Origin of the sequence: Priestia sp. YIM B13486, from assembly GCF_042787865.1 — a bacterium.
GTDB classification, from domain to species: Bacteria; Bacillota; Bacilli; order Bacillales; family Bacillaceae_H; genus Priestia; species Priestia megaterium.
This window is the reverse complement of sequence record NZ_JBHZOZ010000007.1, coordinates 1-22,790: the sequence shown is the minus strand read 5'-3', so window position 1 is coordinate 22,790 and position 22,790 is coordinate 1. Positions and strand designations below refer to the sequence as shown.

The 22,790-nt window shown below is 35.8% G+C and carries 26 protein-coding genes; 17 read left to right on the top strand and 9 right to left on the bottom strand.

Going from position 1 to position 22,790, the window contains the following annotated elements:
• Positions 1-5: 5 nt before the first annotated feature.
• Positions 6-794 carry a DUF4240 domain-containing protein gene (locus tag ACFX4G_RS18285; protein ID WP_097823303.1) on the top strand — a complete coding sequence of 263 codons (789 nt, stop codon included), beginning with the start codon at positions 6-8 and terminating at the stop codon, positions 792-794.
• A 46-nt stretch (positions 795-840) separates the two neighbouring features.
• Here ACFX4G_RS18285 and ACFX4G_RS18280 read toward each other — a convergent pair whose 3' ends face one another.
• The gene (locus ACFX4G_RS18280) at positions 841-1,818 is read right to left on the bottom strand and encodes a DMT family transporter (RefSeq protein WP_097823304.1); all 978 of its coding nucleotides are present in this window, start codon (positions 1,816-1,818) and stop codon (positions 841-843) included.
• Between the two features lie 100 nt (positions 1,819-1,918).
• On the opposite strand from ACFX4G_RS18280, the gene ACFX4G_RS18275 reads away from it, so the two are divergent.
• On the top strand, positions 1,919-2,476 hold the full coding sequence (locus tag ACFX4G_RS18275; RefSeq protein ID WP_043982780.1) for a helix-turn-helix domain-containing protein: 558 nt from the start codon (positions 1,919-1,921) through the stop codon (positions 2,474-2,476).
• Positions 2,477-2,520: 44 nt separating this feature from the next.
• Here the strand turns inward: ACFX4G_RS18275 and ACFX4G_RS18270 are convergent, their stop codons facing one another.
• Together ACFX4G_RS18270 and ACFX4G_RS18265 are read right to left on the bottom strand one after the other, a co-directional pair.
• Positions 2,521-2,805 (bottom strand): hypothetical protein, encoded by a 285-nt coding sequence (locus ACFX4G_RS18270; RefSeq protein WP_028408390.1) that lies wholly within the window; start codon positions 2,803-2,805, stop codon positions 2,521-2,523.
• A gap of 95 nt (positions 2,806-2,900) precedes the next feature.
• A complete protein-coding gene (locus tag ACFX4G_RS18265; RefSeq protein WP_050691151.1) occupies positions 2,901-3,239 on the bottom strand; it encodes a hypothetical protein in 339 nt (112 codons plus the stop codon).
• Positions 3,240-3,575: 336 nt separating this feature from the next.
• On the opposite strand from ACFX4G_RS18265, the gene ACFX4G_RS18260 reads away from it, so the two are divergent.
• The 6 genes from ACFX4G_RS18260 (at position 3,576) to ACFX4G_RS18235 (ending at position 11,257) form a co-directional block, all read left to right on the top strand.
• Positions 3,576-4,694, top strand: a complete 1,119-nt coding sequence (locus tag ACFX4G_RS18260) for a GAF domain-containing sensor histidine kinase (RefSeq protein ID WP_377576041.1) — start codon at positions 3,576-3,578, stop codon at positions 4,692-4,694.
• A 15-nt stretch (positions 4,695-4,709) separates the two neighbouring features.
• Positions 4,710-5,348, top strand: a complete 639-nt coding sequence (locus ACFX4G_RS18255; protein ID WP_377576038.1) for a response regulator — start codon at positions 4,710-4,712, stop codon at positions 5,346-5,348.
• Between the two features lie 139 nt (positions 5,349-5,487).
• Positions 5,488-6,027 (top strand): NADPH-dependent FMN reductase, encoded by a 540-nt coding sequence (locus ACFX4G_RS18250; protein WP_050691148.1) that lies wholly within the window; start codon positions 5,488-5,490, stop codon positions 6,025-6,027.
• Positions 6,027-7,244 (top strand): MFS transporter, encoded by a 1,218-nt coding sequence (locus ACFX4G_RS18245; protein WP_377576033.1) that lies wholly within the window; start codon positions 6,027-6,029, stop codon positions 7,242-7,244. The genes ACFX4G_RS18250 and ACFX4G_RS18245 overlap by 1 nt, the downstream gene beginning before the upstream one ends.
• Positions 7,245-7,376: 132 nt before the next feature.
• Positions 7,377-10,583 carry an SNF2 helicase associated domain-containing protein gene (locus ACFX4G_RS18240; RefSeq protein ID WP_377576030.1) on the top strand — a complete coding sequence of 1,069 codons (3,207 nt, stop codon included), beginning with the start codon at positions 7,377-7,379 and terminating at the stop codon, positions 10,581-10,583.
• Between the two features lie 17 nt (positions 10,584-10,600).
• The gene (locus ACFX4G_RS18235; RefSeq protein WP_377576027.1) at positions 10,601-11,257 is read left to right on the top strand and encodes an MtnX-like HAD-IB family phosphatase; all 657 of its coding nucleotides are present in this window, start codon (positions 10,601-10,603) and stop codon (positions 11,255-11,257) included.
• Between the two features lie 11 nt (positions 11,258-11,268).
• On the opposite strand, the gene ACFX4G_RS18230 is transcribed toward ACFX4G_RS18235, so the two are convergent.
• Positions 11,269-12,363 carry an acetyl-CoA C-acyltransferase gene (locus ACFX4G_RS18230; protein WP_097823310.1) on the bottom strand — a complete coding sequence of 365 codons (1,095 nt, stop codon included), beginning with the start codon at positions 12,361-12,363 and terminating at the stop codon, positions 11,269-11,271.
• Between the two features lie 14 nt (positions 12,364-12,377).
• Entirely contained in the window at positions 12,378-12,935 is a 558-nt protein-coding gene (locus ACFX4G_RS18225; protein ID WP_377576024.1) for a biotin transporter BioY, read from the bottom strand.
• A gap of 153 nt (positions 12,936-13,088) precedes the next feature.
• Between ACFX4G_RS18225 and ACFX4G_RS18220 the strand changes: the two genes are divergently transcribed.
• The 3 genes from ACFX4G_RS18220 (at position 13,089) to ACFX4G_RS18210 (ending at position 15,622) form a co-directional block, all read left to right on the top strand.
• The gene (locus ACFX4G_RS18220) at positions 13,089-14,522 is read left to right on the top strand and encodes a class I adenylate-forming enzyme family protein (RefSeq protein ID WP_097823311.1); all 1,434 of its coding nucleotides are present in this window, start codon (positions 13,089-13,091) and stop codon (positions 14,520-14,522) included.
• The gene (locus ACFX4G_RS18215) at positions 14,509-14,967 is read left to right on the top strand and encodes a GNAT family N-acetyltransferase (protein WP_097823312.1); all 459 of its coding nucleotides are present in this window, start codon (positions 14,509-14,511) and stop codon (positions 14,965-14,967) included. The genes ACFX4G_RS18220 and ACFX4G_RS18215 overlap by 14 nt, the downstream gene beginning before the upstream one ends.
• A 109-nt stretch (positions 14,968-15,076) precedes the next feature.
• The gene (locus ACFX4G_RS18210) at positions 15,077-15,622 is read left to right on the top strand and encodes a YxiF family protein (RefSeq protein WP_097823313.1); all 546 of its coding nucleotides are present in this window, start codon (positions 15,077-15,079) and stop codon (positions 15,620-15,622) included.
• 603 nt (positions 15,623-16,225) lie between these two features.
• On the opposite strand, the gene ACFX4G_RS18205 is transcribed toward ACFX4G_RS18210, so the two are convergent.
• The gene (locus ACFX4G_RS18205; RefSeq protein WP_097823314.1) at positions 16,226-16,684 is read right to left on the bottom strand and encodes a hypothetical protein; all 459 of its coding nucleotides are present in this window, start codon (positions 16,682-16,684) and stop codon (positions 16,226-16,228) included.
• 213 nt (positions 16,685-16,897) lie between these two features.
• Here ACFX4G_RS18205 and ACFX4G_RS18200 point away from each other — a divergent pair, with 213 nt between their 5' ends.
• From ACFX4G_RS18200 to ACFX4G_RS18180, 5 genes are all read left to right on the top strand, one after another.
• On the top strand, positions 16,898-17,338 hold the full coding sequence (locus ACFX4G_RS18200; RefSeq protein WP_074684346.1) for a helix-turn-helix domain-containing protein: 441 nt from the start codon (positions 16,898-16,900) through the stop codon (positions 17,336-17,338).
• 159 nt (positions 17,339-17,497) lie between these two features.
• Entirely contained in the window at positions 17,498-17,803 is a 306-nt protein-coding gene (locus tag ACFX4G_RS18195; protein WP_097823315.1) for a hypothetical protein, read from the top strand.
• Between the two features lie 175 nt (positions 17,804-17,978).
• Positions 17,979-18,191 carry a DUF3951 domain-containing protein gene (locus ACFX4G_RS18190; protein ID WP_255255701.1) on the top strand — a complete coding sequence of 71 codons (213 nt, stop codon included), beginning with the start codon at positions 17,979-17,981 and terminating at the stop codon, positions 18,189-18,191.
• Positions 18,192-18,311: 120 nt separating this feature from the next.
• The gene (locus ACFX4G_RS18185) at positions 18,312-18,779 is read left to right on the top strand and encodes a DinB family protein (RefSeq protein WP_097823316.1); all 468 of its coding nucleotides are present in this window, start codon (positions 18,312-18,314) and stop codon (positions 18,777-18,779) included.
• Positions 18,780-18,882: 103 nt separating this feature from the next.
• Positions 18,883-19,230: a cupin domain-containing protein gene (locus ACFX4G_RS18180; RefSeq protein WP_097823317.1), complete on the top strand. Its 348-nt coding sequence runs from the start codon at positions 18,883-18,885 to the stop codon at positions 19,228-19,230.
• Between the two features lie 161 nt (positions 19,231-19,391).
• Here the strand turns inward: ACFX4G_RS18180 and ACFX4G_RS18175 are convergent, their stop codons facing one another.
• Positions 19,392-19,973 (bottom strand): LOG family protein, encoded by a 582-nt coding sequence (locus ACFX4G_RS18175; protein WP_097823318.1) that lies wholly within the window; start codon positions 19,971-19,973, stop codon positions 19,392-19,394.
• A 99-nt stretch (positions 19,974-20,072) separates the two neighbouring features.
• On the opposite strand from ACFX4G_RS18175, the gene ACFX4G_RS18170 reads away from it, so the two are divergent.
• Positions 20,073-20,393, top strand: a complete 321-nt coding sequence (locus ACFX4G_RS18170) for a MazG nucleotide pyrophosphohydrolase domain-containing protein (protein ID WP_097823319.1) — start codon at positions 20,073-20,075, stop codon at positions 20,391-20,393.
• A 439-nt stretch (positions 20,394-20,832) separates the two neighbouring features.
• Here the strand turns inward: ACFX4G_RS18170 and ACFX4G_RS18165 are convergent, their stop codons facing one another.
• Complete coding sequence (locus ACFX4G_RS18165) at positions 20,833-21,837, bottom strand: DUF3231 family protein (protein ID WP_377576014.1); 1,005 nt, start codon at positions 21,835-21,837, stop codon at positions 20,833-20,835.
• A 449-nt stretch (positions 21,838-22,286) separates the two neighbouring features.
• On the bottom strand, positions 22,287-22,790 hold a 504-nt coding region (locus ACFX4G_RS18160), incomplete at its 5' end, for a DMT family transporter (protein WP_377576011.1).

The window sequence follows — 22,790 nt, the reverse complement described above, 5'->3', positions numbered from 1 at the left end:
GTATCATGCAAATAACCTTAGTGTATAAAGATGAGCAATCGAATAAATTTTGGAAAGTTGAAAGAAGAGACAGCAAGTTAATCATTCACTTTGGAAAAGTTGATACAGCCGGTCGCATGCAAGTGAAAGAGTTTGCTTCCGCAGAAGCTTGTGAAGCGGAAGCTGAAAAGCTGATTCGTGCAAAATTGAAGAAAGGGTATAAGCCTTTAACTTGTTCAATGCAAGTAATGAAAGACAGTACGATGTCAGAGGCTCTCTTTTGGGAACTGATAAAAAAAGCGAAGACAAAATTAGATGTCGACGAGCAAATGGAATGGCTCCGCTCCACGCTAGCAAAGCGTTCTGAAAAAGACATTTTCCGCTTTGATCAGCTATTAAATCAGCATTTTGATCAATCCTATACTTCTTCATTGTGGGCAGCAGCTTATATTGTAATGGGCGGTTGTTCAGATGATTGTTTTGATTATTTTAGAGCCTGGCTTTTATATCAAGGAAAAGACATTTATTATAAAGCAATTGAATCTCCTGAGACGATGATTTCTGTTCTTCAACCACTAGAAGCAGAAGGCTATGCTCCTCAATTAGAAGAATTACTTGCTGTAGCGTGTGAAGCTTATGAAGAAAAGACAGGTTTAGATAACGATTATTATTACGATAAATATGACCAGTTTGACCCAATATGGTACGATGAGCAAGATTTGGATCTTGATTGGGATGAAGATGATGAGGACGGTTTACAGATGCGATTCCCTGTGCTGTGGAGTCGCTATTGGAACAATCACCTCGAATACTAAAAAGAAGAGATGAAACTCTATATACAGAGTTTCATCTCTTCTTTTCTTATTTTGATAGAGTGGGTGACGGCGCGGTCTGAGATAGTTTTGTTTTTTTGTTTAACATACTATTTATGATCATTCCGATTACAATTATCATCATACCAGCTAACGCGATCCCTGTTGGCATACGCCCATTTAATAGAAACACTTCGCCAAGAACGGTAAAAATCATGCTGCCCGATTGAGTTGCTTCAACCGCTCCAAGCAAAGCTAAATTTTCTTTTGCCAAGTCTGTTGCGTGAAAGAAAGTCATCGTCGCAATTACACCTGAACTCATCGCTAATATAAAAGCTTGCGAAAATTGAGGAACTGTTGGCATACCAGTTGTATAAAATCCATATATCGCATAGATGATACTTAGCGGTATACTACCGATAGCCATACCTAAAACACGTTGAAATGTATCTAATTTTCCTTTGCAGACTTCCATCATTTTTCGATTTCCAAGCGGATATAAAAAAGCAGCCATGACGACAGGGAGAAAACCCAACACAAACTGTGAAAGCGTGATGTTTTCAGCTTCTTTAACTTGCATGAGAATCACGCCCACTAAAATAAATGTTGAAATACCAAGCGTTTTGAGTGGAATGTTTCCTCTTACTTTTTTGTTTCCATCTGCAGTTTGAATCGTTACATAGAAAAGTGGAGAAATGAGCGCACCTGCCAAGATCGTTACTTGCCACGTTCCAGCTATAAGCCATGACGGTCCAAAAAGTGAAGAAAAACTTAATAATGAATAAAATCCAATTCCTGCAAGAGTTCCCCAGCCTAACCAAGCGAAAGGATGCTTTTTCATTTCCATCCATAATGGTGTAAACTTCTTTTGTACAAGTACTAAAATGAGTAAAATAGGTAGTGCTAATAAAAAACGAAGAGATGCTGTCCAAGCCCAGCTTGTTCCAGATACATTCATGGCACGATTCACAATAAATGTAGCAGAAAAGAACATAGACGAGAGAAGCCCCCATAAAATTGCTTTCATACTTTTTCCTCCTAATTAATAAAAATACCTAAATGTATATTATAGTATACTTATATACAAAAAAAGTGTATCATAATATAAAAAAGAAAGGAAGAAAAAAATGCATTCAGAAGAAATGATGAAAAAGGTAGGCAACGAGCTTAGAAAAATAAGAACACAGCGAGAATTCACACTCGATGAATTAGCAGATAGGACAGGAGTCAGCAAACTCACGTTAGGGAAAATTGAAAGAGGGGAGACTAATCCAACCCTAGGAGTAATGTGGAAAATAACAACAGGTTTAAATATCCCTTTAACTAAATTAGTGTCAGTTGAACCTTCAGTGGCTGTATCTAAGTGCGGAGAAGGTTTTTCTCTCAAAGGACCGGACGAAGCGTGGAAAGTAGAATTTATTTTTCAAAATCAAATAGATTCAACTATTGAAATGTACCGAGCCTTTCTTTCTCCTCTCGCTACATACTATCCCGAACCTCATCATAAAGGATTAATTGAAGTAGCAACGGTAATGGAAGGCAGAATTGAAATGAAAATAGAAGAAGAGCTATACGAACTAAAACAATTTGACTCTATAAAATTTGAAGGAAGTCATGTACACTCATACAAAAATCTTGAAGAACGTCCCGCTGTTCTGCATTTACTGCTAAAATATGAGGCGTAAAACGGCAGAGCCGCAGTAAAACGAACCATAAAAAATGATTCGTTTTACTGCGGCTCTAATAGCTGTTTATTCATCAGCTTGTTTTGGTAGCTAATATACTTTTTCACTTTAATGATACTTAATGAATATTCTTCAATTAAACGGTGGATAGATTGAACCATACACTCTGGATAATGATGTTTTTTCTGTAAATATACTTTATACTTTCGAATTTGTCTTTCAAAATATAAAATAACTTGTTCAGGCGTTTTCACCAGTAAAGATTGCATGTATTCATTTACTTGCGTTTCAAGAAACGAATAGCGATTCGTGATAAAAAATGTCTTCATCTTATTTTCCTCCCTATATGTTAGTGGTACAAAAAAGAAACCCTTGTGCTAGGATTTCTTTTTTGCTTTTTATTTGAATCAGCTGTGCGCAACTTTTAGGCACTGATACTTGAAATCGAAGACTCTCTATATTTTTTTATTTTGCATTTTATATATGTAGGCGTTTCGCCGAAAAGATTTGCTACGTGTGTAATAGCTCCATAATACGTTTTAGCATCCATCATTTCTTTATTCACAATATAGTCATACAGGGATGATTCAATATCATCAACAAAAGCTAAAATGTGACGCTTTTCGAATAGGAGTTGATAAAGTTCATTAATTAAGTATGGGCTTTGATCAAATTTGTCTTGGAGCTGCTCTACTCGGTACTTTGTCATAGGCACTTCACACAAGATAATGTATCGTAACTCTTCTAAAAATAATTTATTCATCTTTCTCACATCCCTATTCTGTTAATAATTATATAATAGCACTATGCCTTCATATTTGGAAGCGTTTTCAATGTATTAATTTTAATATTTTTTTCTTCTCATTTCCTTTCGTTTTTTCTTTTCTTACGTGAATTATCTGTAGTATAGTTCGTTTTACGTAAAGACTCTAGCTACTTGTTAAACTACCTGACATACTTTTTGGGATTTTTATTATTGATGTCAAAAACTCTTGCATACCTAAGCGGAAACACCTTAAAAATAACGTCCTATGAGCCGGAATCGTCTTTAATTGTGATAAAATAAAAAATGGAAAATACATCATATAGGAGAGAGGCTATGGAAAAAGATCATATTTCAGAGCTTAAGATTTTAAAAGACATTGCCGAGATTTTAAATGAAGGTACTAATTTACATACAATGCTTCACGATGCTCTTTTAAAACTGCTGCAAATAACAGATTTACATACAGGATGGATCTTTTTTATTGATGAAAATGGAAAACATGAGATGATTGCCGCTCAGCATTTGCCGCCAGCTTTATTAAATAAAACCGCTCAGCCTATGTGTAACGGAAGCTGCTGGTGTGTTGATCGATATATGGATGGCCGGCTTCAAAAAGCGTCTAATATTATGGAGTGCAAGAGACTTGAAGATGCCGCCACTTATGAGTGGGGAGATACACACGACATTACCCATCACGCAACGGTTCCTTTACAAGCAGGAGATGAGCGCTTTGGATTATTAAATGTAGCTGCCCCTCATAAAATTCATTTTGAACAGCGAGAGCTTGATTTATTAGGATCCGTCGCTCTTCAAATTGGAACGGCTATCAAGCGGATTAAGCTGACTCAATCTCAGCAGGAAGTAAAACTTATTGAAGAAAGAAACAGACTGGCCAAAGATCTTCACGATTCTGTCAATCAGCTGTTGTTCTCAATTAATGTCACAGCCAAAGCCGGAAGCAGCTTAGCAAAAGATGTGCAGTTAAAAGAGACTTTTTCCTTAATCCAAGAAACCGCTCAGCATGCTCAAGTGGAAATGAAAGCATTAATTTGGCAGCTTCGTCCTCAAGGATTAGAAAACGGCATTGTCAGTGCGTTAAAAAGCTATGGTCAAATGTTAGGGCTTAACGTAAAAGAACAAATTAAAGGAGTGTCCGTTTTGCCTGCTGTGATTGAAGAGACACTGTGGAGAGTTGGGCAAGAAGCTTTTAATAATTGCCGAAAGCATGCGGGTACGGCAGAGGTACATTTAAACGTAAATATAAGCAAAGAACAAGTGATCATGAAAGTCCAAGATAGCGGCAATGGGTTTATGTATAGTGCTTCAGCAGAATTGCCGACGCTCGGGCTAAAAACCATGCATGAGCGAATAAACAGATTAAATGGCAATCTATCTGTTACAAGCAGCATAGGAAACGGAACGGTTGTGGAGGTATCTATTCCTCTTTCATAACAGAAAGGAGCGCACATGAAAATAAAGATTTTAATCGCAGATGATCACCACGTTGTCCGAAAAGGACTTGTCTTTTTCTTGCAAACACAGCCTGACTTAGAAATTGTAGGAGAAGCTTCTAATGGGGAAGAAGCTGTAAAGTTAGCGACATCCCTAGAACCTCATATTGTTTTAATGGATTTATCGATGCCACTTCTCGACGGAATCGAAGCAACAAAAGAATTAAAAAAACAAGCACCGCATGTACAAGTCATGATTTTAACAAGCTTTTCAGATCAAGATCACGTGATACCAGCACTAGAAGCTGGAGCTTCAGGCTATCAGTTAAAAGAAAGTAATCCAGATGAACTTGTATCCGCTATTCGAAAGCTAATGAACGGAGAAAATCAGCTTCATCCAAAAGTCACCACACACTTGCTAACACGGTTAACCAAAAGCAGCGAAAAGAAAGTCAATTTTATTGACCACTTAACGAAACGAGAAAAAGACGTATTAAAAGAAATTGCAAAAGGTAAAAGCAACAAAGAAATTGGTGCTTCCTTACATATTACAGAAAAAACAGTAAAAACACATGTATCTAATATTTTATCCAAGCTTGGGGTTCAAGACCGCACGCAAGCTGCTCTATATGCTGTGCAGCACGGCATTTCCTAACCTACGACTTTAGTTGTAGGTTTTTCTCTGTGCTTCTCCGTCTATATCGGTAGCTTTCTTTCTACCAATAGCATGACGAAAAAAAGTTCAACCATCCCTATACTATACATATAACCAAACGACAGAGGAGTAGATAAGCATGAACATACTTATTATCAATGGAAGTCCCAGAGAAACAGGTCGAACAACACAAGTGACGAGAGAGCTTCACAAAAGCTATCAAAGTTCTTTTTTAGATTTAAGCCAATTATCGCTTCCTATATTCACAGGTGAACCTCATCAGTATGAAACAGAAGAAGTGCAAGAGCTAATTGAAAAAATAGAAAAAGCGGATGGTATTTTACTTGCGACGCCCGAGTATCACGGAGCTATGAGCGGAGCGTTAAAAAACGCGTTTGACTTCTTAAACAGTGCGTATTTTGCGCATAAGCCCGTAGCACTTTTAGCAGTATCAGGAGGAGGAAAAGGAGGCATTAATGCTTTAAATAACCTTAGAACCGTTACACGCGCCTTGTATGCGAATGTTCTATCTAAGCAGTTGGTATTAGACCCTGCAGACATCGTGGAAAAAGGGACTTTACGAAAAAACGCAGCTGACGGAATTCATGAATTAGTTAATGAGCTGACTCTGTATACACAAGTGTCTAAGCAAATTTTAGAAGCTAAGCAAAATGTTTGATGAAGGCGCTTTACAAAGACCGGCGCTTTCAGGCCGTAGTAGCTGCTAATGTTTTATCCTCTATCGGCTCCGGTATTACGATGCTTGCCATTCCTTTACTGTTAGTTGCATCTCCACATGGAAATAGACTATTTGGTACGATTATGCTGATTATGACGGTGATTAGCTTTATGGCTACTCCGTATATCGGCGTTCTTATTGATCGAATGTCACGAAAGAAACTGCTGTTAACCGTAGAATTGACAGGTTTTATCACGGTCATGTTATTTGTAATCGTCGGTTTTGTTACAGACTATTCAACGATTCACTACGTCATTTTGTACGGAACCGGAAACCTTTACTACACGTTTTTTTATCCAACGATTTTCGCTTTAAATCAAGAAGTTTTTTCAAAAGATGCGTTTCAATCATTAAACAGTATCATGGAAATACAAGGGCAGCTATCGAGTATGCTTGCAGGAGCTTTGGCGAGTCTAGTCATTACTCGTTGGTCGCTTCAATGGATTTTAACAGTCGATGCCGCTACGTATATAGCTGCATTTCTTTGTCTATTGAGTATTCCATATAAACAAAACAGGGAACGAAACGACAAGAAACACACTGCTATGAAAGAAGGGTTAACATTTATAAAAGAAAATCGCTCGGTCTCTATTTTTTTACTGCTTTCTTTTATGCCTTTCATCGCTGTGATGATGACGAACTATTTATTTCCTATTTATCTGACTCAAGAATTAAACGCAAGTCCAGCAGCATATGGGATTGAAAGTGCTGTATATGGTTTCGGGGCGTTAACGGCAGGGTTATTCATCGTATCTATTATGAAAAGAATAGGCACAGAGCTAGCGATTATGCTGAATATAAGCCTTTTTGCACTCGGAATATCTATCGTCTTCTTTATGAAGCTTTTGCCGGTTTATTTTTCTATTGTGTTTCTTCTTGCTTTTGCAAATGCAGGTACAAGAGTAGCTCGAAATACGTTTATGATGCAGAAAATACCGAATATCATCGTGGGAAGAGTCGACAGCTTTTTTCGCTTTATCACGTTAGGTATTCGAATTTTACTGATTTTCTTCTTTACGTACGTTACGGCTAACGATCGTATAGGACTGGCTTTTTTAGGACTTAGTCTGCTTTTATTATCATCCGCTGGAGCTGGCTGGATACTCTACAAAAGAAAACAGCGAAAACAGTCTGCATTGCTTAAGAGTGTTTTATAATGTCTGTTGCATGTTATAATAGAGGAATTGACAAATAATGTTCAACGTTTATGACGTTGAACATTATTTGTTCTGAATAGAAATTAAACAGAAACAGCATTGACTGTTATGCGATTGGAAGATTGTGAAGCGATGATAAATAAAACATTAAACAAAGAACAATTAAAAGATTCGTACTCAAGCAGAACGTACTATAGAGGGCACACGTATTACAAGCAGGGACGTGTGCTTGATTTGGAATACAATGAACAGACCACTACGTGGACAGCATCCGTTCGAGGTGCGGAAATGTATACGGTAATGGTTGAACAAAAAGGAAATTCTTTTTATTCATTCTGCGATTGTCCTGCTTATCACGAGTTTTCAGAATGCAAACACGAAGTAGCTGTTTTATTAACCATTTGCGATGAGCGAGCAAAGCCGCAGCCAATTAAAACGAAGCCTTTTCGCCAAAGCAAAGAATACGAGAATGTAAATCACTTTATCGACTTATTTTCAAGCTATCAGCAAACAATAAGCGACCACAGAAAGTATGCAGATAAAGATCCGTTGAAAGTGGAATTTATTTGCAAGTCTTACTCAGAAGAATTTTTACGTTCAGAAGGAATGTACGTAGCGCTTGAAATGAAAGTAGGCGTCGATCGGACGTACGTAGTAAAAAACATTCAAGAATTTTTAACAGACGCTAAAGAATTCAAAACTCACGAATTTACCAAGCGCTTCGAATATGAACCGGCGGAACATTTTTTTATAGAAGAAGATAGGAAAATCATTGAGCTGCTGATGGATATTATGACAAATGAATCGTTTTATAAAAATTCTTATTCCATGTATCGTTCGTCTGCAAATAACAGAGAACTAATCATTCCCTCCATCATAGCCAAAGAGTTATTTCAATTGCTCAAAGATCGGAACTTTACATTTATTCATGACGGGCACTCATATGAAAATATTATCTTTGCTGAAAGCTCAGCTCCTTTTTCATTTCAGTTAAATAAGCACCCGGCAGCTGGATTTGAACTAGACTTTACGGAGCTTCATCAAGCTTCGTTTTTCGATCGATACGGGTGGCTATTTTTAAAGGGGACGTTTTATGAGCTATCTCAAGATCAGCGCATGCTTCTTGAAGGGCTTCGAAAAACGGCGCCTTTGAAGCCAGTCGTACCTATAGCAGAAGAGCAGATGGGCAATTTTTTATCTCACGTCGTTCCAGGACTAAAAAAAGTGGGGAAAGTGGATATCGCAAAAGAAGTATCCCATCAGATTATTGCACCTGAACTAAAAGCAAAAGTATTTATTGACCAGGAAGATGAACAGCTGTTTGTGACGCTTCGGTACCATTATGGGGAGATTTCAATTAATCCATTTTCACCTCAACCTGAAAAGTACGATAAAATCTTAATACGAGATTTAGAAAAAGAAGACCGCGTGATGGATTTAATTGAAACAGCTCCTTTAAACATTTATAAAAACCAGCTGTATTTAAATCAAGATGAATCATCTTTATATGAATTTTTGTTTCATATTGTTCCAAAGCTTGATGAAATAGCGGATGTGTATATTACGGATGAGATGAAAGATTATGCTTATACGGATTTTTCTGCGCCAGTAACAACGGTTGACATCAAAAACAGCAATGGATTATTAGAAATTAATTTTGATTTAGGAGACATTAATCATCAGACCGTTCAAGATGTTTTAAAATCTGTTTTAGAAAAGAAAAGCTATCATCGTCTAGATAACGGTGCGTTTATTCCTCTTGAAAACGAAGGATTTGAGCATATTCAAAATCTGTTTCGTGAGCTGAACGTAACCGAGAAAGACTTAAAGGATAACTCATTGCAAGTACCTTTATACAGAGGAATGCAAGTGGAAGAGATTATGAGTGCGGGTGATAAATCAGCGGCTAAGTTCGGCTCAGCATTTAAAAGATTACTTACACAGCTCAAATCTCCAGAGGAAATGGATTGGGAAGTACCGGAATCCTTGCAGGCATCACTGCGTGATTATCAGTACAATGGGTTTAAGTGGTTTAAATCTCTGGCTCACTACTCTTTAGGAGGCGTGCTGGCTGATGATATGGGGCTTGGAAAAACGCTTCAAAGCATTGCCTATATCCTATCTGAAAAAGAGCTTGATGAAGATAGCAGTGCTTTTTTAATTGTTGTGCCGGCTTCCTTGATTTATAACTGGCGAAACGAATTGGAGAAATTTGCACCGAATTTAACGGTTCAAACCATTACAGGAACGCCGAGCGAGCGTGAGGAGAAGCTAAAACGCACAGCTGACGTATGGATTACATCTTACCCAACGCTGCGTCAAGATATCGATTTGTATCAGCATCTTCATTTTCATGCTTTAATTCTAGATGAGGCTCAAAGTATTAAAAATCATACAACGAAAACAGCAGTAGCTGTTAGGACTATTTCAGCTAAAAAACGTTTTGCGCTGAGCGGTACGCCTATTGAAAACTCACTTGATGAGCTTTGGTCAATTTTTCAGACCATTCTTCCTGGCTTATTTCCAGGGCTTCGCCAGTTTAAAAACATGTCATCGGAGCAGGTCAGTCGAATTGTAAGACCATTTTTACTGCGACGAGTAAAAAAGGATGTGTTAAAAGAACTGCCTGATAAAATTGAAACAACTCATTTATCTGAGCTGACTAAAGAACAAAAAGAATTATATGTAGGGTATTTAGAACAGTTAAAATCATCTTTAGCCGGTGAAGATTTTAATAAAAACCGAATGAAGATCTTGGCAGGATTAACAAGACTTCGCCAGATTTGCTGTCATCCGTCTTTATTCGTTGAAAATTATGAAGGGGATTCAAGCAAATTAGAGCAGCTGCTTGAGATTACAAGAAATGCGGTTGCCAACGGAAAACGTTTGTTAATCTTCTCTCAGTTTACAAGCATGCTTCACATTATTCGAGAAGAGCTCCAAAAAGAAAATCTCTCATACTTTTATTTAGACGGTCAAACGCCATCAAAAGAACGAGTGGAAATGGCCGATCGGTTTAATAATGGAGAACAAGACATTTTCTTAATTTCATTAAAAGCCGGAGGTACAGGCTTAAATTTAACGGGAGCCGATACGGTTATTTTATATGACTTATGGTGGAACCCGGCGATTGAAGAACAAGCAGCAGGACGTGCACACCGCATTGGGCAAAAAAATGTTGTGCAGGTTATCAAGCTTATTTCTCAAGGAACCATCGAAGAAAAAATTTACGGCTTGCAGCAAAAGAAAAAAGAACTCATCGAACAGGTTATTCAGCCGGGAGAAACAATGCTTTCTAGTTTGACAGAAGAAGAGCTTCGAGAACTGCTTAGTATGTAGCAAAGGACGTGTAAGGAATGAAAAAATGGGCGTTTGTATCAGATTTTGATGGAACAATTTCAAAAAAAGATTTTTACTGGATTGTGATTGAAAAGTATTTTCCAGAAGGTGAAGAGCTTTTCCGCCGATGGAAAGCAGGAGAAATGAAAGATATTGATTTTTTATCTACTGTTTTTCAATCCATTCATCAAGAAGAACCGAAAATTTTAGAAGAAGTAGCGAATATTCCAATTGATGAATACGTGCCCGCTTTTATTAAAGCTGTTCAGGAAAACGGCGGAGATTTTTATATTTTAAGCGCTGGAACAACGTACTATATTAAACCGATTTTAGATAAATACGGTGTTGAAAAAGTGGAAGTTTATTCAAATGAAGGATATTTCCATCAAAACAACGTTCATCTGCGTCTAGATCCTGCTCACAGATGGCATTCAGAACGCTACGGCATTGATAAATCTGCTGTTATTCAAGAACTAAAGGAAGCATACGAAACGATTTATTTTGCTGGAGACAGCGAGCCAGATTCGCATCCGGCAAAATATGCAGATGTCACATTTGCAAAAGATTCTTTGCAAGATTTACTGCGCGAACAAAACGTTTCATTTGTTCCGGTTGAGACATTTGAAGATATTGAGCAACATTTAATACAACACAACGTGATAAGAAAAAGATAAAAACAGCGGTATTATTTGATTACTTCAAATAATACCGCTGTTCCTATTCCGCCTCCGCTTCCTAAAGACGCTATGACATATCGCACGTCACGGCGCTTGCTTTCATAAAAAAGACGCGTAGCTAAAATAGCTCCCGATGCTCCGTAAGGGTGTCCTAGCGTCAATGCGCCTCCGCGAATATTCACTTTCTCTTGTGATATTCCCAGTTCTTGCATACAAGCGACAACTTTAACGGCAAAGGCTTCATTGATTTCAAATAAGTCAATATCATCTACCGTAAGAGAATTTCGCTTCAAGATATTTTTAATCGCAGAAACTGGTGCAATAGCAGGGTAAAGAGGTGACACTCCTGAAATATCAGCGTCAATAAAACGCAAAACGGGCTGAAAGCCTAAGGCCCGTGCTTTTTGCTCTTCCATCACAAGGGCAATGCAGGCTCCGTCGTTAATTCCACAGCTGTTGGCTGCGGTGACGGTGCCTTCATTTTTTAAAAAGACGGGGCTGACTTTTTGCAGCAGCTTTGTTAGGTTTCGTTTTTTCATAAATGCTTCATCGTGCATCACGTTTGGCAGAGGAAGCGTTTCTTCTTCAAACAACCTCTTTTCAAAAGCCTCCCAGCTTCTTTCATGACTTAAAAGAGAATATCTGTCCTGCTGATCTTTAGATATATTGTATCGCTGAGCTACGTTTTCTGCTGCGATCCCCATGTCAGGGTCACCAATTTTATCAGGAGAAAAACGTGCTCTTTTTTCAAAAGGAGAAGTACTTGTACTTTCAACGCCTCCAGCTAAATAACACGTTCCAGCGCCTGCTTTTATCAAATAGCTGGCCATTCGAATGGCCTCTAAGCCAGCTCCGCACTGACGATCAATGGTCATTCCCGGGATAGAAAAAGGGAGGTCTGCTTCTAAAGCGGATAGCCTAGCTACGTTTCCTCCTGGACCTACAACATTCCCTAAAATAATGTCATCGATTTCATATTCAATTCCAGCGCTAAGGTGCTTTAATAAAGGAGCCGTTAGCTCTTGAACATGAAAATCTTTCAGTAGACCATTTTCTTTTCCAATGACCGTACGCTTCGCTTTTACAATTGCTGCTTGATAGATAAGTCATCACTTCCTTACATAGAAGCCGTGTTAGAACGACCAGGTACCGCTACTGCTTTTCGAACTTTTGTAATTAGATAAGCCGCGACCACTGCTTTTATACAGTCACCTGGAAGATAAACAAAGCTTAGTTGAAGGGACTTTAGAAATGGAATGTGAAGCTGTAGTGCCTGTATAGGAATGCCGCATGCATATACCAACCCAATCCCAAATAACACATTTACGGCAAATGCCTTTGCAACCGTTACATTTTTTAATCGTGACAGCGTCCAGCCAATAAAGAAAGCTGCAAACACATAGCCAATGATATACCCAGCACTCGGACTCAAAAATACCCCGATTCCTCCGCGTCCTCCAGCAAGTAAAGGAACGCCAGCCGCCAGCAAACATAAAAAAAGAAATTGACTTAAAGCTCCAAGTCTAGCTCCAAGAATTCCTCCTGACAGCATGACACCCATAGGCTGAAGAGTAATTGGAACGGGTGTAAAGGATAAAAAAATAGGAGGGACGAGTCCTAGAGCGCCCATTATAGCCGTGAATAATGCAACATACGTCATATCTTTTGTTTTCATCGTAAACCTCCGCTATGTATGATAAAACATGACTATCGTATCTTATAAAACTCAAATTAGTCAACTTAATTTTTATTAAAGTTTACATTTTGTTTTCTCAAACGTACATTTACGGTACACTAAAAGTAAAAGAAAAAGGGAGTTTAAGCAGTAATGAAACGAATTGAAGAACTAATTTTTTATCAGTGTCAACAAACGCCTGGCAAACTGGCACTATCGGATTCTATTAATAAGCTAAGCTACGGTCAAATGTGGGATCATGTATGCAAAGCCGAAAATCAGCTGAAAGAAAAAGGGATGGAAAAAGGAGAGCTCGTTGCGTTAAGTATGCCAAACAATGCAGATGCTGTTGTGTCATTTTTAGCGATTTTAAAAGCCGGCGGAATTGTGATGCTTTTACATAATGAGCTAACAGAGGCTGAAGTGGATACCTATTTTTCTATTCAATCCCCAAATTGGCTATGGAAAACATCTTCTTTAACTAACATAACAAAAGAAAAACCAATCCTGCCCGTACGGCAAGTGAATGCACTGTCCGATCTATTTTTATTTGGATTTACCTCTGGATCAACAGGGAGACCAAAAGGGTTTGTAAAATCGCATTATTCTTGGTCTTCATCATTTCAAGAGTGGTCGGATATATTTTCTTTAGAGCAACACGACAAGGTGCTTGTTCCTTTACATATCTCGTATTCTGCCCAGCTTTACCCAGTTTTGCATGCGCTTTGCAGCGGTATGCACGCTATCATGCTAGAAGCGTTTACACCTTCGTCTGTTTTTCACAAAGAAGCTAGCTGTATGTCCATTACACCTGCATTAATTTCGCCATTGCTTCGTTATGTACAAAGCAGACCAAAAGAAAAACGACTTCTGCCAAAAAACGTGATTTCAGTAGGCAATAAATTATCTCCTTCCGTTCGAAAGAAATTTTCACAAGCATTTCCTAATGCCTATCTGTATGAATATTACGGATCTTCTGAAATGGGATTTGTTACGGTGCTTTCACCACATACAGCGGAAACGCTGCCTCATACAGTAGGCTATCCTGTTGACAGCGTAGACGTTTTAATCCTGAACGAGCGTGGAAAAGAAGTAGAAAAAGGAGATAAAGGAACACTATTCGTGAAAACAACTCAAGCATTTGAAGGGTTTGTTAAGGACAGCGAAGAAACGAACCGCTCGTTTTTTAACGGATATGTTACGTCACACGATATTGCGGTTCAGCTTCAAGACGGAAGCATTACCATCGTAGGAAGAGACAGAAACATAATCAAAAGCAGCGGAAGTCTAGTGTATGCCGAAGAAATTGAAGAGCTGCTTTTACAAATACCGGGCGTTAGCGAAGCAGCCGTTTTTAGCGTAGTAGATGCTGAACGTTCAGAAGTAGTAGGTGCAGCAATTGTTTTAGAGAACATTTCTCTTTCTGATGTGAGACAAGCGCTGATACAACGAGTATCTGCTTATAAAATCCCGCGCGTATGGAGAGTTTTAACGTCCTTTCCGCGAATGAAAAATGGTAAAATTGATAAAGCAACGATATACAGCTACTTTACAGAGAAAGAAGGGAAGACATATGATCTCATTTGAACCTATTACAGCTGACACGATGTATATTGTGTCAGAGATTATCAATTCAAACGAAGCTTATAACGTGTTAGAAAACGGCAAAAAAGAGCGGAGTGAAGAAGAGCTTTTTAAAGAATATATGAATGGAAAAACGGACAGTTACTTTATAAAAGCCGACGATACATACGTAGGGGTTATTGATTACATGAAACAAAATCCAAACGATGACCATCCGTGGATTGGAGCTTTCATTATTCATAGCGCCTATCACAATTTCAGTTTCGGAACGCAGGCGTATCTAGCATTTGAAGACAAGCTAAAAGAAGAGGGAATTTCCGTTCTACGTCTTGGGGTTCTGTCTCAAAATCCTAGAGCTAAGCTGTTTTGGGAACGCCTTGGTTTTACACAGTATGCCACTAAGCCGCTGCATCATAACCAAGTTAACTGCTTGGAAAAAGAGCTATAAAAAAATCCGTGGGTTATATCCACGGATTTTTTACTGTACTGGAATGCAAATGGAAGAGGTCCGTATTTTCACGTGGTAGATGGGTTAAATCCTTATAAAAAAGGTAGATATGATCAAAGAAGCACCCATTACCCAGAAAATCGTTCAGGATACAAAAAGCGAGAGAAGAACAATAGATAACTATTTAAGAAAAGAAAAAATAGCTGAATTAAAGAGAAAAAACTACTTAAAAAGAGCTGAAGAAGATTTCAAAAAATGCATTCCATATATTTCATCGTTTGAGATAAATAACGAAAAAGTTTACCTGGACAAACTAGAGTTTATTTATTCGTCAAAGCTTAAACTTAAGGCATTCTTCGAACACGATGAACAAAGAATAAAAGTTGAATTAGAAGAATTTCAAAACAAAATAAAGGGTTATCTCAATCAAAAAGTTGTAATTTACAATGGTAGAAAACATGAACAATTGCCTAATTTAATAATTAAATTAAAAGATTTTTATGAAAACTTAGAAAGTGTATTAGATTATACAGAAGCTAATAATTCTGAAGCTTATTTCTGGTTCATACTTATAAATGTTGATGAGAAATTTGGCATTTTCATCAGTAAAGATGAGTATGGAATGGACTCAATTTTCTATTGGGGAATTGAATAAAGAAGATTAAATTATAATGTTTAATAAAAACTGCACCTTTGATTATTTTAAATCTAGGTGCAGTTTTTTTTGCACTTATTGGTTTCCACATGATTAAGGGTGTAAAACACCGTATGTAAATAAAGCTCTTTCAATATAAAGAAATAATGAGAGAAGATACTATTAATTAAATAAGGTGTGTTTTTTTAGATATGACTATAATCAATTATTTTTCATCTCAAGCTGGCCCCATTTCTTTTTCAAAACTTATATTAAAAGTTTGATGTGGAATCCTACTATTTTTAAGCTATTTGTTCTAAAACACTATCAAGATTTGATTTGAATCCATCATTTCTTTCTAACAAGAACGTTCGCAAAGTTTTATGTGTTTTAGAGAACGTTCGTATATTATTTCAAAACTTAAACGAACGGTGAAAATGATAGATTTTCTATATAAATCAAAAGTTCGTAAAAGTATACTTTTGCGGACGCGATATTTAAATCTATTATAAAGTGTTAAAGGAATTGAAGTATTTATACCTATTTCCCTTCTGAAATTGGTGATTATTTAAATGAAGAATAAATAAAGAAAAGCCTCTCTTTAAACAAAGAGGGCTTTTAAGTTTAATTTTGTGGAAATAAAAATGTTTGTCTAAACTTTCGTGCTGAATATTTCTGTCCATCCTTCATAACTCTAAAGGGTTCTTCTTTCCATGTCACAACTACTTCAATCTTTTTTGAGTTAACCGAAATAGGTTGATTTTGATGATGGAAGAAATTCTGTGAATCAGGTATTTTAAATGTGATTAATTCGCTTTTAGTATTTGTATTTGGCTCATCTCTATAGATTTCTACTGTAGCATCATAAACCTGTGCACCTAAGTTTCTCACATCGATACTATAGGTATTAAACTCCTCATTATCCTTCAAATTCTTAACATCGGGTTTGTCTATCATTACTTTCCAATGTTCTGACGATTGAGACGTGGGAAGCTTTTCTGGTTTATAAGCGTAAGTATTAACAGAACCAAGAATGATGGAACATAAACAACTACTAACAATTAAGATATGTGCTTTCCTCATTATAGATCCCTCCAAATCAAAAGATAATAGTATTATTCTTCCAATTAGAGGTGATATACGTAATTTTTATTTTGCTAAACAGGCTAAATGAAGAGCAGAATTTACTGATTACTGATAAAAAACACTATGTTAACTATTGTTTACACCTTATTACAAAGCGTTTATAGCTAATTTTACAGATTTGTTATAAAGTGGTTTATAGAGGTGAGTTAGTTGAGATTGGGTGATCAATTACAAAGGTTAAGAGAAGAAAAAAATATGTCTAGAGAAGAGCTTGCTCAACAGATTAATGTATCTAGACAAGCCGTTTATAAATGGGAAAATAATAAAGGATATCCTGATATTCAAAATCTTTTAAGGTTGAGCGAGATATACGAAACTACCATTGATGAACTTATTAAGAATGATCCTACATTACAAAGAAAAATCGATAACAACCAAGATGAAAGCAAAGAGCTTGACGATGAAGAAATGTTGAATCCAGGTTTTTATATAGGTATAGTCATTATCTTTCTTGGTATTTTTCTTGGTATTGCTTTAGGAAACTTAATTGTTTCTACTTTTTTAAATATTATTGGAACGCTGATTATCTGCTTCTATAAAGATATATTAAAATTTTTGAAAAACATAAAGAAAGATTTCAATGAACAGTAGTAAAAAGCTTTGATTATCCGAATCAAAGCTTTTTTGTTGCCTAGAAGCGTGTTTATGTAAACTAGATCTGCATATGATATTCATGTTATTAAATAAAATAATATGGTGAAATATTACACACGAAATGAAATTCTTGTTTAGGAAGAAGGTGTTTTCTTAATGTTGAAAGTATTGTTGGTATGTATCTTAAGTTGCTTGATTATTTATGGAGGGCAGCTTGTATGGAGAAAAGGAAAAACTACTTTTATCGCTGGATATGAAAAGATGTTTACACCTAAGAACGAAAAGCAGCTTGCTAAAGCATTTGGGATTATTATTATATTATTTGGCTTAGAATCTATTATATTTCCTATTCTCTCTCTATTTTTTGATGGACTTGGAATTTATTATGGATTTCTAGTTGTGTTAAACTTCTTTGCTTTATTTGGAGTCATGATAAAGGATCAGGTACAAGGAGAGGCTTAAATGAAATAAAGGGCATGGAAGATTTTATATTCTCAGGCCCTTTATTTGTGCCGATAAAATCCATTATGGTAACTATGGGTGTATATATTATTCATTAATGTTTAAGCTTTAACGGCATGTTAAAATGTAATTATAAGGAAATTAAAACATGTCAGAACTTATAAGGGGAAAATAATTGAATTCGTTATTGTATCTTACAATGTTATTTATATTAATACTTACAGTGGTTCCTATCATGATTGTAATCATCAAAACGGTTTTCAGAAGAAAACTACCAAGCAATTACTATACTCCATTTGATTATATTTCTGCCCAAACTACTGAGGAATTTCATGAGGAAAAAGAAGAAATTAAAAAAGAAGATGAAAATGGAGATAGTAAAAATTGAGTAAGGATATTTATTGTGGTGTCGAAAATGGACCTTATAATGTATATGATATACAGCTTAAAAATTGTCGATATAGTAAAATAATAGGTATTTACTAATAAAAGGAAGTGAGGGGATGACATGGAGGATAAAATAATATTTAATCAAATGTTATTTACTCGAAAACAAACACTTAAGCTAATTGAAGAGATACCAGATGATTTTATGGATATTATTCCGGAAAGCCATAATAACTCAATTCGTTGGAATGTAGGACATATATTTGTAGACCAAGAAATATGGCTGTATGAACGAATAAAGAATTCTTTAAAGCTTCCTCCATTTTATAAGGAGTACTTTGCTTATGGTTCCAGTCCATTTACTTGGAACGATTGTGTTCCTTTAAAAAATGAGTTAATTGATCATTTAGAGAAGCAGCCCTATCGTATCATGGAAGACTTTAGTAGAGAATTAGATCAAAATCTTGTTGATCCAGTATTATTAGGATTTGATAATACTGCACAGATATTATTACATACTTTATATCATGAAGGTTTACATGTAGGGGTAATTCAATCTATAAAGAAGATATTAACTAAAAAGATTTGAAGTCTATAACTTTTGTATTTACAAATAATATTGTTTTCGTTAATAGGACATGTAGTAGAATAAAAGATAAAAATTAATTAATGATAATCAAAGGAGAATTGTAATGGTAGAGAAATTAGAGTTAGAAAAGATTAATCTTCAGGAAATTACACAAGATATTAAAGACCAACATGTAAATTTTGCTGTATCAAATATTAATAACCATTGCCTTCGTATAGCTGTATTTTCAGGTGAATACAAATGGCACTACCATTCTAATTCAGATGAGCTATTTATGGTTTTAGAAGGAGAATTATTAATTGACTTTAAAGACAAGGATACAGTTGTTTTAAAACCAAATGATACATTACTTATTCCAGCTGGAACTATACATAGAACCAGAGCTAAACAAAGAACTGTAAATCTTTGTTTCGAGGATCAAAACGCTGATACTATCATCATTGATGAGTAAATAAAAGAAAAAGAACATAGATACTGTGAAAGCCATTTAAGATAAGGTTTAAATGGCTTTTAATATATACAAATAAATTCTGATAACGTTGATTATGGTAAGTTACATTGCAAATATACAAAAAAGAACAGGATTAGATAGTAACTAATCCTGTTCTTTTGTTAGCTTTGAGCTTTTGTGATATATGTTTTAACTGAAGGAGGTTGATATGTATTGAATTGATCTAATAAACCTTGTGGTTCTGTATCTACAAGAGCCATAGAACGATATTTTTCCTGTAGAAATTGCTCTTCTGTCATATGATTAAATAAAGAAATAAGTGGTGTGTAATAATCATTAATATTCAATAATCCGCAAGGCTTCTGATGTAACCCTAACTGAGCCCATGTGAAAATTTCAAAGAATTCCTCTAATGTACCTGGACCGCCTGGTAACGTAATGAATCCATCTACAAGTTCAGCCATCTTGGCTTTTCTCTCATGCATAGATTCAACAACAATAAGTTCTGACAGGTTTTTATGAGAAATTTCTCTTTCTTCAAGGAAAGTAGGCATGACGCCAATGACATGTCCGCCAGCTTCTAACACAGCATCAGCCACAGCACCCATTACTCCAACACTTGCTCCACCATATACAAGCGAAATATTACGTTTAGCAAGTTCTTTTCCCAGATCCTTTGCACCTTGAATATAAAGGTCAGATGCTCCATTACTTGATCCACAAAATACAGCTATTCTTTTCATAAAGATCCCCTCCTATGTAATCACCGTTATTGATTATACATAATAATGGATGATTTGGTAAACTTAGTTGAAGTTAAAAAAGGAAGGTGGAACCATTTAATGAACGTAACAGAATTTCAACAATGGGTAAAGGACTACTACAAAATGAGAGGTTGGTCAGATTTAGATATCTTTATTCGAATTGGTTTTCTTGCCGAGGAAACAGGTGAAGTAGCACGAGCTATTAGGGCTTTAGAAATCGGAAGGGATCGACCAGATGAAGTAACTGGAACTTTGGAAGAAAATAAGAAAGAATTAACGGAAGAACTAGGAGATGTGTTAGGTAACTTGATTGTTATTGCTAACAATTATGATATTTCTTTAGAAGAAATATTTAGCTCACATAAAGAGAAGCTTGCAGAGCGTTATTCTAATAGATAAATATAGATGTGATAAAAGTGAAATATACATGTACATATCTAAAATATAGTATTAGGTTATAATTTGTTTAATCAAAAGGTAAGCAAAATTAAAAGGCAACCTCTGGTCTTCAGTAGAGGTTGCCTTTTGAACATCATCATTATGGAATTATATATTAACATTTTTTCCTAAAAAAAGCTATCTCTGGTGAGATATTGCATATGTATAAAAGGAGCTCTTTTTATACATTCTCGTTTCTTTCAACTACCCAAAGAACGTAGTCATATCAACGATGTATAAAAAGACGCATACTCAAGCAAAAGAATCCTTAGCTGAACCCTACTGCCGCAAGGGTTCTTTTGCTTGCTTGGTTCCTTGAAGAGACATTATGTTAACTAGATTTGCATATCGTATACTGCCGAAAAACAGAAAAAACATCCACCTGTATGGATGTTTTTTCTCATTTCTCTTTTGCAATTTCTTTTCTGTTAGGAGCAAGTGGTGGTTGTTCTAACCATTTGTTTTTCACCATAATATTAAACCATTTTTTTGTTACCATTAGATTTTTGAGAATGGTGCCTTCGTAAGTTGTTACAAGATCTGTTCGCATGGCTGATGCTAAACCTGCTCCGTGATAGGCTTGTGCAGCTTGGAATAAGAAACCAATATGATACATCATTAATTTATCAGAAAAAGGAGAGTCTGTTGAAGTTGTTACTTCTGTCTCCCACGATTTAGGAACGGGTAAATTATCTGCGTGCATGATTTTTAAAAAGGATTGTATTTGATCATCAGCTGTTTTCTCCGACGCCTCTAAAAATTTTCTTACTTCTTTTGATTGAGCGACCTGACTAAATCCAATGGAAAGAGATTTAGCCATAATGCTTTTTTTAAGGTTGAAAGAAATACTTATGATTTCTATTGCCGTTAAACGTCTTCCTTTTCCGAAAAAACCATCCGTGAAATCCTGGCTAGAAATAAATTCTGGGTTCGTAGCAGGATAAAAATAAGGGTCCCTCTGAAACTCCCCTTTTTCAAGTAATAATTCAATCGTTTGATGATACATCCTTTTTGCATCATTATCACATGTATCGTAGAAGTGGCGTAAGTCTTCTCTGACAGAAACACCTAATGAAGTTGTATGTCCTAGCAAGCCATGTAACGTCATGATATGTAAATAATTCAAGCAGAATATATCAGTGAATAATCTTTTAGTACCTTTATTGAGGTCGGACTCAGTAAATCCAATTGGAACTGGAAACCCTTCCTTTTCTATAAAAGCTACGATTTGTTTCTTTTGTTTTGCGAAGGTCTTGATAGCATCTTCAAAAACGATCTTTATTGACTCATCCTCAATAATAGAGAACATATATCGATTTACTACATCTGTCATCGTTCCGTTTACATACTCTCCCCATAGTGTTCCTATTTCGGAAGATGTGAGTTTTAACTTATTCTTATCCAAATTATCACCTCTTGGATAATATTTACTAACTTATTAATAGATATGAATTTTTTCTTAATAAAATAAGGTTTTTAGCATGTAATTTCCGATAAAATCCATTGTGGTAACTAGAAATTCGTAGTAGATATAGTCCAAAAAGAAAAAGTTACCAGATCTAAGGTAGCTCTTTTCTATTGGTTATCCTAACTAACTGGTCTGTAAGAAAGAGAATAGCAAAGGGAATAGCAGAAATACCTAAAATTGTAAGAAAGACTTTATGAATTTTACCATTCATTTATATGAATCCACCTTTATATATAGAGTGAATATTTCAGCTTTTCTTAAGTAGAATGCTCAGATAAAGGAAAAGTATGTATAACAAATAGCAGCTTGAATTAAGCTGCTATTTGTTTATGGTTTCCTATAAAATCCATTATGGTAACTAGACTTGTATATATTCTAAAAAGAAACTAGGCTTTTTCACTGTGTTTACCTTTTGTACCAAAGTAATTTGTCCCAATAACTCCTGCAATAATGATAATGGCCCCGACTAGATGATAAAGGTGAAATTGTTCTTTCAAAAAAATTACTCCTGCCAAGATTGTAATGAGTGTAGCAAAATTACTGAAGACACTCATTTTAGATGCTTCTATTTTTGATAAGGCGTAATTAGAAAGATAGGACGTGACTAAAGATGATAATAAACCTAGATAGACAATTGCAATCACAAAATCTAGATGAACAAAAGGCTCCATAAATTGATGGATAGTGTTATTTATTAGATGATTTGTCAATGCCAAACCATTAAATGTAATAAAACCAAATAAAGTCATTATATATGTGATAGTGAATAAGGAATATCGTTGAGTTAAATTTCTAGCACATACATTGTATAGGGACGATACAAGTGCGGAAATTAAAATCAAACCACTTCCTAGTAGACTAGGATTTTTATTTCCTATATCGTTCATATA

Bases quoted from the DNA above. Each gene is read 5' to 3' on its own strand.
- ACFX4G_RS18175 (WP_097823318.1), bottom strand. From the start codon at position 19,973: ATGAAAAGAATAGCTGTATTTTGTGGATCAAGTAATGGAGCATCTGAC.
- ACFX4G_RS18260 (WP_377576041.1), top strand. From the start codon at position 3,576: ATGGAAAAAGATCATATTTCAGAGCTTAAGATTTTAAAAGACATTGCC.
- ACFX4G_RS18215 (WP_097823312.1), top strand. From the start codon at position 14,509: ATGATCTCATTTGAACCTATTACAGCTGACACGATGTATATTGTGTCA.
- ACFX4G_RS18225 (WP_377576024.1), bottom strand. From the start codon at position 12,935: ATGAAAACAAAAGATATGACGTATGTTGCATTATTCACGGCTATAATG.
- ACFX4G_RS18240 (WP_377576030.1), top strand. From the start codon at position 7,377: ATGATAAATAAAACATTAAACAAAGAACAATTAAAAGATTCGTACTCA.
- ACFX4G_RS18205 (WP_097823314.1), bottom strand. From the start codon at position 16,684: ATGAGGAAAGCACATATCTTAATTGTTAGTAGTTGTTTATGTTCCATC.
- ACFX4G_RS18185 (WP_097823316.1), top strand. From the start codon at position 18,312: ATGGAGGATAAAATAATATTTAATCAAATGTTATTTACTCGAAAACAA.
- ACFX4G_RS18255 (WP_377576038.1), top strand. From the start codon at position 4,710: ATGAAAATAAAGATTTTAATCGCAGATGATCACCACGTTGTCCGAAAA.
- ACFX4G_RS18275 (WP_043982780.1), top strand. From the start codon at position 1,919: ATGCATTCAGAAGAAATGATGAAAAAGGTAGGCAACGAGCTTAGAAAA.
- ACFX4G_RS18170 (WP_097823319.1), top strand. From the start codon at position 20,073: ATGAACGTAACAGAATTTCAACAATGGGTAAAGGACTACTACAAAATG.
- ACFX4G_RS18280 (WP_097823304.1), bottom strand. From the start codon at position 1,818: ATGAAAGCAATTTTATGGGGGCTTCTCTCGTCTATGTTCTTTTCTGCT.
- ACFX4G_RS18250 (WP_050691148.1), top strand. From the start codon at position 5,488: ATGAACATACTTATTATCAATGGAAGTCCCAGAGAAACAGGTCGAACA.
- ACFX4G_RS18285 (WP_097823303.1), top strand. From the start codon at position 6: ATGCAAATAACCTTAGTGTATAAAGATGAGCAATCGAATAAATTTTGG.
- ACFX4G_RS18210 (WP_097823313.1), top strand. From the start codon at position 15,077: ATGATCAAAGAAGCACCCATTACCCAGAAAATCGTTCAGGATACAAAA.
- ACFX4G_RS18245 (WP_377576033.1), top strand. From the start codon at position 6,027: ATGAAGGCGCTTTACAAAGACCGGCGCTTTCAGGCCGTAGTAGCTGCT.
- ACFX4G_RS18235 (WP_377576027.1), top strand. From the start codon at position 10,601: ATGAAAAAATGGGCGTTTGTATCAGATTTTGATGGAACAATTTCAAAA.
- ACFX4G_RS18265 (WP_050691151.1), bottom strand. From the start codon at position 3,239: ATGAATAAATTATTTTTAGAAGAGTTACGATACATTATCTTGTGTGAA.
- ACFX4G_RS18220 (WP_097823311.1), top strand. From the start codon at position 13,089: ATGAAACGAATTGAAGAACTAATTTTTTATCAGTGTCAACAAACGCCT.
- ACFX4G_RS18195 (WP_097823315.1), top strand. From the start codon at position 17,498: ATGTTGAAAGTATTGTTGGTATGTATCTTAAGTTGCTTGATTATTTAT.
- ACFX4G_RS18180 (WP_097823317.1), top strand. From the start codon at position 18,883: ATGGTAGAGAAATTAGAGTTAGAAAAGATTAATCTTCAGGAAATTACA.
- ACFX4G_RS18270 (WP_028408390.1), bottom strand. From the start codon at position 2,805: ATGAAGACATTTTTTATCACGAATCGCTATTCGTTTCTTGAAACGCAA.